The organism is Arthrobacter sp. TB 26 (assembly GCF_000427315.1).
Classification (GTDB): domain Bacteria; phylum Actinomycetota; class Actinomycetes; order Actinomycetales; family Micrococcaceae; genus Arthrobacter.
The window spans coordinates 1-6,840 of the sequence record NZ_AUPJ01000018.1; the positions used below are offsets into that span (position 1 = coordinate 1).

General features: G+C 67.8%; 9 protein-coding genes. 3 read left to right on the forward strand and 6 right to left on the reverse strand.

Annotation, left to right across the window (positions count from 1 at the left end):
* Positions 1-216: 216 nt before the first annotated feature.
* Entirely contained in the window at positions 217-672 is a 456-nt protein-coding gene (locus tag K789_RS0100320) for a hypothetical protein (RefSeq protein WP_024365005.1), read from the forward strand.
* Here the strand turns inward: K789_RS0100320 and K789_RS0100325 are convergent.
* The 3 genes from K789_RS0100325 to K789_RS21900 all read right to left on the reverse strand — a co-directional run bounded on the left by K789_RS0100325 (position 650) and on the right by K789_RS21900 (position 3,774).
* Entirely contained in the window at positions 650-1,102 is a 453-nt protein-coding gene (locus K789_RS0100325) for a hypothetical protein (protein WP_051180829.1), read from the reverse strand. The genes K789_RS0100320 and K789_RS0100325 overlap by 23 nt on opposite strands.
* A 31-nt stretch (positions 1,103-1,133) precedes the next feature.
* Positions 1,134-1,730, reverse strand: a complete 597-nt coding sequence (locus tag K789_RS0100330) for a hypothetical protein (RefSeq protein WP_024365007.1) — start codon at positions 1,728-1,730, stop codon at positions 1,134-1,136.
* A 298-nt stretch (positions 1,731-2,028) separates the two neighbouring features.
* Positions 2,029-3,774 carry an HNH endonuclease signature motif containing protein gene (locus K789_RS21900; protein WP_024365008.1) on the reverse strand — a complete coding sequence of 582 codons (1,746 nt, stop codon included), beginning with the start codon at positions 3,772-3,774 and terminating at the stop codon, positions 2,029-2,031.
* A gap of 423 nt (positions 3,775-4,197) precedes the next feature.
* Here K789_RS21900 and K789_RS0100340 point away from each other — a divergent pair, with 423 nt between their 5' ends.
* Together K789_RS0100340 and K789_RS0100345 are read left to right on the forward strand one after the other, a co-directional pair.
* Entirely contained in the window at positions 4,198-4,767 is a 570-nt protein-coding gene (locus K789_RS0100340; protein ID WP_024365009.1) for an NUDIX domain-containing protein, read from the forward strand.
* 81 nt (positions 4,768-4,848) lie between these two features.
* A complete protein-coding gene (locus K789_RS0100345) occupies positions 4,849-5,301 on the forward strand; it encodes a VOC family protein (protein WP_024365010.1) in 453 nt (150 codons plus the stop codon).
* Here K789_RS0100345 and K789_RS0100350 read toward each other — a convergent pair.
* The 3 genes from K789_RS0100350 to truB all read right to left on the reverse strand — a co-directional run.
* On the reverse strand, positions 5,298-5,753 hold the full coding sequence (locus K789_RS0100350) for a hypothetical protein (RefSeq protein ID WP_029704115.1): 456 nt from the start codon (positions 5,751-5,753) through the stop codon (positions 5,298-5,300). The two genes, K789_RS0100345 and K789_RS0100350, sit on opposite strands and share 4 nt — an antisense overlap.
* A gap of 46 nt (positions 5,754-5,799) precedes the next feature.
* Complete coding sequence (locus K789_RS0100355; RefSeq protein WP_024365012.1) at positions 5,800-6,153, reverse strand: hypothetical protein; 354 nt, start codon at positions 6,151-6,153, stop codon at positions 5,800-5,802.
* A partial coding sequence (gene truB / locus K789_RS0100360; RefSeq protein WP_024365013.1) for a tRNA pseudouridine synthase B occupies positions 6,153-6,840 on the reverse strand: 688 nt, incomplete at its 5' end. The genes K789_RS0100355 and truB, both read right to left, overlap by 1 nt.

The following is a 6,840-nucleotide window of genomic DNA, read 5'->3' on the forward strand; positions in this document are numbered from 1 at the left end:
GACGGCGGTGCGCCGCGCCCCGGTGAGCTGATCGACGTCGACCTCCCGGAGAGCCAGCCGGACGACCGGAAGGATGACGACGTCCCCGGCGGCCTCGGCGGGATCCTGGGCGGGCTGTTCGGGAAGAAGTAGTCGGGGCGGGCGGCAAGCGGGCTGGTAGGGTCATCCCATCCGCGCCGGAGACCGCCGGCCGGGACAATGTTGGGGGACATTAACATGATCTTCGCCGCCAGAACGCCGCAGCTTGCCACCGTTTGTTTGCTCCTCGGTACGGGGATGTCGCTGAGCGCCTGCGGCGGCGCAGCGGAAGCGGCCGGGAACGCCGGCGCTCCCCTGATGTCCGCGGAGTCGTCCACTGGGTCGGCCGCAGCCGCGCCGTCGGAACCGGCTGTCGGCGGCTACGAAGGCTGGTGGAACGCTACACCGGCCAACGGCAGCGCTGCGGGGCTGCCCCAGGAAACAGTGGCCGTCAACACGAGGACCAACACTGTGGTCGATGCCTTCAGCCGGAAAATCAACGACGCCGGCCGGCCCACGAAGATCACGGACGTTCCGTACACCGTTGTTCCCGATCCGTCCTGGCCGGCGGAGTCCGTGATCATTATCGACACGGGGAGCAACACGATGATCGAGCACTTCCGCGTCGACCTCAACGGCAACCCGGTGCGCTAGCGTCCGCCACTCCGCGGTGCACTGTGCCGGGACTGCGCGACCGGGGTGAGCCAGCAGCGGCACGGTAGTTCCGCCAGTGCAGGAGCACGGCGGCCAGGATCAGTGGAACGTGGATGCCCGGAAGGTTCCTCGCGAACCAGTGCGGCAGATAGATGTCGGTGACAGAGCCCGTCTCGTCGCCCAGGTCCTTGGCCACGGCGGTGAGCGGGCAGTGAAAGCCGTTCGCGGCAAAGACCAGGGTTTCGGCAGTCACGACGCCGGCGGCCAGGCCCACCCGCCGGTCCGTGCGGCCGCGGACACCGGCATACAGGACGTAGACCATGCAGGCCTCGATCGTGAACCAGGCAAAGGTGTGGAATGCCTTGACGGCCCTCAGCAGGGACGCACGTTCTGCCTTCCGCAACCCTCTTGGAGCCTTGAGTCCAGCCATTCCTCCAGCGTAGCCGCGGCCCGTTGTCTGTTCAGGGGCTTTCGACCCGGTCAGACCTGGCGGTCAGCTGCGCCAGCCAGCCGTCGAGTTCCCGGGGATGGCGGAACCAGATCGTAGCCGGCATCCGGGGGTCCGCTTCAAGCCCCCGCATCACCTGCCGCTTCCGCGTGAAGGACCGGAAATGCCACCGGAGGATCGAGTCCTGGATGAAGATCCGGGCAATAGTTTCCTTATTGCCGTTGCAGACAGGTTCCCGGGTCAACGCCCGCCGCAGCGTGCGGCGCACCAGCCGGGCCAGCGAGAGCCAGCGTGGATAGTCCAGGCCCACGATGAGCTCCGCCCGCGGCAGCACAACATCGCGCCAGGCACCGTAGGCGCTGTCCAGCACCCAGCGGTCCTGGGCTGCAATCGAGGCTGCGATGCCACGCTGCTCCTCGACGGTGCGCTGCTGCCAGCCGGGCAGCCAGCCGATGTCGTCGTCCGCCGAGAACTCGGGCAGACCCGTGGCCTCGGCGTAGGCTCGGGCGGCTGTCGACTTGCCGCTGCCGGTCACCCCGTAGAAGAGGACACGGGAGGGCGCGGGAAGAGCGTCCGCCGTGCATTCGCGGATGTTCACGGATGTGTTCATGGTGTGTCCCCCTGGATCTGGCCAACGCAGGGCCCGGCCCCTCTTGCGCATCGGCGATACGCTAGCACCTCCTGCCCGTGGCCGGGGGACGGGCGTGTGCGACACTGTTCCGACGTCAGAGTTCACAGTCCTTGCCGGAAATCCTGTTCCCGACTCCGAGGTGCTGGCGCTGTACGAGTCTGTGGGCTGGACGGCCTATACCCGGGAACCCGACAAACTCTTCAGCGCCGGTGCGGGTCTTTGCGCAGTTCCGGTAGTCCCGGATTAGCCCGCAGACCGCGCACTGATCTCTCCGGCCTCATTCCAGGCGGAAGTAGCTGTTCCGCCGGGGCACCTGGCGTGGGTCCAGGTGCGGCGGGGGGATGAACCAGGGGATGCCGCTATGCAGCTGAATGGTCCACTGTTCTTTGTGGACGACGTGGTGGTGGTGCGAGCAGAGCAAGGCTCCGTTGCCGGTGCCGGTGCTCCCGCCGCGGGACCAGTAGTCGATGTGGTGGGCCTCGCACCAGGGCGCGGGGATGGTGCACTGGGGGAACGCGCAGCCCCGGTCCCGTGCGGTGAGGGCCTTGCGGATGTGCGGCGGGAAGACCCGTGAGGCCCGGCCGATGTCCAGGATGCGGCCGTTGCCGCCGAGCACGATCGGGATGATGTCGGCGTCGCAGGCGATCTTGCGCGCGGTCGAGGCCGTGACCGGGCCGGTGAACATCAGGCTTCCCGCGCCGGATCCCGGCCCGCGTGTCTGCGGGTTGGCGCCACCGAGCTGTTCGAGGAGGTCCCGGTAGTCGATGGTGACCATCACCTGCGGGCGCAGGCCGCCGGAAGCGGGCAGTTCTCCGGCCGCGAGGGCCACCTTGCATGCACCGACCAGGCCATCGAGCAGCCGTTGCGGACGGGTGCGCTGATCCAGCCGCGCGGCAGCGGCCGCTTCCTCCGCAGCCGGGTCGTCCACGGCACCGCTGGCGTCGGCACTGGGGCTGGTGTCGGCGTCGGGCCGGGCGCCAGGACCGGCACTTTCGGCCGTGTCGGCGGTGGGGTCGGAGGCAAAGCCTGTCCGTGGGTTGGTGGCGGTGTTCATAACCGTGAGCAGGTGCTCGAATTGGTCGGCGGTGGCGAAGATTTCCAGGTGCTGCAGCCCACGGTGGGACCGGCGGATGAACGCGCCTTGCCGCTGGCGCAGTTCCTGCTCACTGGGTTCGGCACCGTCCTGGTCCAGGGCGTCCGTCCAGCGCTTCGCGATCCGGGTCAGGAAATCCTGGTCGTTCTCCACCGCCGTGCGGGTCAGGGCATGCTCCATCCGGACAACGTCCCCGGGCGCGGCCACGTGACGGACCCGGCCCAGGGACAGGCTGATCAGGGTCGCCGCCCGCGAGGCGATGTCCCCGGCGGCGAGGACAGCCGCGAGTTCCTCCCTCACTGCCGGCAGTGGCTGCCCTGACAAGCCGGAGCGCGGCAGAACGTCCGATGCCAGGGCCAGCCGGCGCCGCGCCTCCGCCGCGGTGATCCGCAGCCTCGCCCGCAGGAACTCGGTGGTGTTCCGGTACCCGTCATCGACCCAGCCCTGCGCACTATCCGCGCCACCCTGCACGTCCCAAAGGGCATCGGGCCCGGCGCCCGCAGTCGCCGGCGCCGTCATAGTCGCAGTCCTGGTCGCGGTGACAGGAGTCGTCGCTGCCGCGTCAGTATTCCAGCCGGTCAACCAGCCGGCAGAGGCGCCGGTACCAAACTTCGCAGCCGCGTTCCTGGCTGCCGCCGCCTGGTTTCGGGTCCGGTCGACCGCCGCCGCGGCCACAAGTTGCAGGTAGTCCACGATGCGGGACAACTCCTCGACGCCGCCGGCAAAGTCCGAGGCCTCGGTTACTCCGAACAGCGCTGCATCACGCAGTGCCGTCCCGTGTGAAGAACGCAGCAGTGCAAGCGCCCCATCCAGGGCACAGTCCACGTCATCCGCCGCGTGTGGAACGGGCGGCAGCCGGGGAATTCCCAGGAGTATTCCGGCGCCAGGCCGTGTGGCCTGTAGCGGGATGAAATCTTCACTGGCTTTCATAGCCAAATTCTTCCTCGATGCTGTGACATTCTGGGGGCCGTGACTTTGTGGAATCTCGTGAAGAGATTTCGAGTGTAGAGGTAGCTGTAATCACCAGGTCCTAGTGAGTGATCCGCTGCTCCGGCGGCCCGGGGGCTACCTCCAATGATTCCCGATTCCAGCTCTGGTGGCTCTCGTTGATCCCCCTATGTGGATAACTGAACGATTCAACTGGTCATTGGTACGGCACACCTTGGCGGCGCCTTCTGTGACCCAACAGGCTTCCTTTCACCTTCAACGGCAACCTGTTGCGACGACGATTGGAAACCGCCCGCTGCTGACCGCCGGATCCCGCCGTGCCCCCGGCGCTCAGCCCGTTTGATCTGTCTTCCCGCGGGGTCACACTTCGGCAGGTACGGGCACGGTCCGTGGGAAACTGAGGGCATGGACAGCCCTGTTGCCCCGACATCCCGCCCGGCCGGCCCCCAAACCGGGCGGCCCGGCGAAGCACCGTCCACCGAGCTCCCCTTCGAACTGCGGCGCCCCCTTGGGCCCCGCGACCCGGGGGACGCGTGGGTTGAGGGCGACCACGGACGCTTCTGGGGGCGCTTTGGCTCGGCCGGACTACTGGTCCACGACCCCGTCAAGGGCGTCCTCCTCCAGCACCGCGCCCTGTGGAGCGACAAGGGCGGCACCTGGGGTCTCCCGGGCGGGGCCCTGCACCAGGGCGAAGAAGCAGTCGACGGCGCCCTGCGGGAGGCCAAGGAAGAAGCCGCCGTGCCTCCGGAGAACGTCCGCGTGCTGTTCACCTCGGTGTTTGACGTCGGGTATTGGAGGTACACGACTGTCGCCGCCGAAGTGGTGGCGGCGTTCGAACCGGAGATCAGCGACCCGGAAAGCCTGGAGCTGCAGTGGGTGCCCGTCGATCTCGTCGCCGACAAGGAGCTGCATCCCGGCTTCGGTGTGGCCTGGCCAGGCCTTCGCAGCAGGCTCCTGGGCCTCGATACCGACTGACAGCGTCCACGACACCGGCCAGCGCATCACATGGGATACCCAGGCATTCCGCGATCGGCCAGTTCGCCCTAGGGTTCGGTTATGACTACCGAAAATCGAACCCCGCCCCCTGTCCGACAGCTGCGCCTCGTCGTCGAGGCAGAGGACTACGATGCCGCCCTGACGTTCTACCGTGACGTGCTCGGGCTGGTGGAACGGGAGGTCGTCCCCAGCGAGGGGGATGCGCGCATCACGATCCTGGAAGCAGGCAGGGCCACCCTGGAACTCTCCAACCCCGCCCAGGTCAAGTACATCGACGCCGTGGAGGCTGGCGGCCAGCCGAGCGCGAAAATCCGGGTCGCGTTCGAAGTCGATGACGCGGAAACAGTGACCAGGGACCTCGTCGAAGCCGGCGGCACCCTCATCGCGGAACCACGGGAAACACCGTGGCGCTCCCTGAATTCACGGCTCAACGGCCCGGAGGGACTCCAAATCACACTCTTCCAGGAACTGGAACAGCACGCGGACCAGGACCAAGACGCCGGGCCCGGCTAGGACTCTAAGGCCCGTTTCGGGGCGGGCCGGCGGCGGTACAGCCAGATCAGGCCCAGGATCGGCAACAGCAGCGGGATGAACGCATAGCCGCGGCCAAACAGGGACCAGACCGTCTCATGCGGGAAGTTGACCGAGTCGAACACGCTGAGCGCCCCGACCACCAGCACACCCACCAGTTCCACGAGCACCGCCGCGACGGAGACCTTGAACCAGGTGCGGCCCGCCTTCGCGAGGGACACCGTCGCCACGAGATAGACGACGGCGGCGAACGCCGACAGCAGGTAGGCCACGGGGGCCTCGGAGAACTTGGTGAGGATCTGGTATCCCGCCCGGGCCGTCGCCGAAATGGCAAACACGGCGTAGACAGCGATCAGCAGCCGGCCGGGGCCGGTGTTGCGGGTATCCCGCGCCGTCCCAGCAGGGACCGCCGCCGGGTCCGGCGTCGTTCCGATGTCCTCGTGCGAAGGTTTCGCCGTCACGTTCTTTGCCTCTTCCACGTCAGTACCAAATCTGATTCATTCGGGCCGCCATCACCAACGCGGTGACGCCGACGGCGGCCAGCACGAAGTTGCTCCAGCGGGTGCGTTCCAGGATGGCCCAGTACACCGCGCCGACCGGCAGTAGGAGGGCCGTCAGCAGGTAGCCCCAGAACTCCCAGGGCTCCCCCGCAATCTGCTCCCCGCCCGCAACCCGGACGATCGAACCCACCAGGTAGACCAGCAGGGACAGTTCGACGGCGGCGACCGAGAGGATCGTCGTATCGTTCGGCGCCTTTTTGAGGATGCCGGCGCTCAGGCAGATGACGCTCGAGACCAGCCCGAGCACCAAAATGATGTAGAAATATGCGTCCACTACTTGCCGGCCTGCTGTTCCTCAGCCGGCTGCTTCGGGGCACGCTTCTCATTGTCCGGCGCGAAGACCAGCACCGGTTTGGCGTAGCTTCCCTTGTCGGCGAGCAATGCCACGAGGGTCCCGTCCGGGGCGAACCCCGCGGCTGGATTCTCCGGTGTCGCGGCCCCGGGAGTGCCCGCGGCCGCTCCTGCGGCGATCCTGCGTCCGAAGGAAATCTCGGTGGTCTCCTCGTCGCTGAGTTCACGGTTGGGCATGAGTGCCCGCGCGGCCTGGGACATTTCGAGCACGTCCAACTGTTCGGCAAGCTGTTCGAGGGTGTGGGCCTGGTCCAGGGTATAGGGGCCCACCTGGGTCCGGCGCAGCGCCGTCAGGTGCCCGCCGACGCCGAGCGCCTCGCCGAGGTCGCGGGCCAGCGCCCGGATGTAGGTGCCGGAGGAGCATTCCACAGTCACGTCCACGTCCAGCGCCTCGCCGTCTGACTCCGCCGCTGACTCCCCCGCGCGGACCCGACGCATCCCGTGGACCTCGAAGCGGTGGATGGTGACCGGCCGTGCGGCCAGCGTGACCTCTTCGCCGGAGCGGACCCGGGCGTAGGCGCGCTCGCCGTTGACCTTGATGGCGCTGACGCTGCTGGGGACCTGTTCGATCTCACCGGTCAGGTCGGCGACGCCGGCCCGGACCGCTTCC

What these genes read in the sequence shown, in the direction of transcription:
- K789_RS0100320 (WP_024365005.1), top strand. Translation starts at nt 217, where the DNA reads ATGATCTTCGCCGCCAGAACGCCGCAGCTTGCCACCGTTTGTTTGCTC.
- K789_RS0100325 (WP_051180829.1), bottom strand. Translation starts at nt 1,102, where the DNA reads ATGGCTGGACTCAAGGCTCCAAGAGGGTTGCGGAAGGCAGAACGTGCG.
- K789_RS0100330 (WP_024365007.1), bottom strand. Translation starts at nt 1,730, where the DNA reads ATGAACACATCCGTGAACATCCGCGAATGCACGGCGGACGCTCTTCCC.
- K789_RS21900 (WP_024365008.1), bottom strand. Translation starts at nt 3,774, where the DNA reads ATGAAAGCCAGTGAAGATTTCATCCCGCTACAGGCCACACGGCCTGGC.
- K789_RS0100340 (WP_024365009.1), top strand. Translation starts at nt 4,198, where the DNA reads ATGGACAGCCCTGTTGCCCCGACATCCCGCCCGGCCGGCCCCCAAACC.
- K789_RS0100345 (WP_024365010.1), top strand. Translation starts at nt 4,849, where the DNA reads ATGACTACCGAAAATCGAACCCCGCCCCCTGTCCGACAGCTGCGCCTC.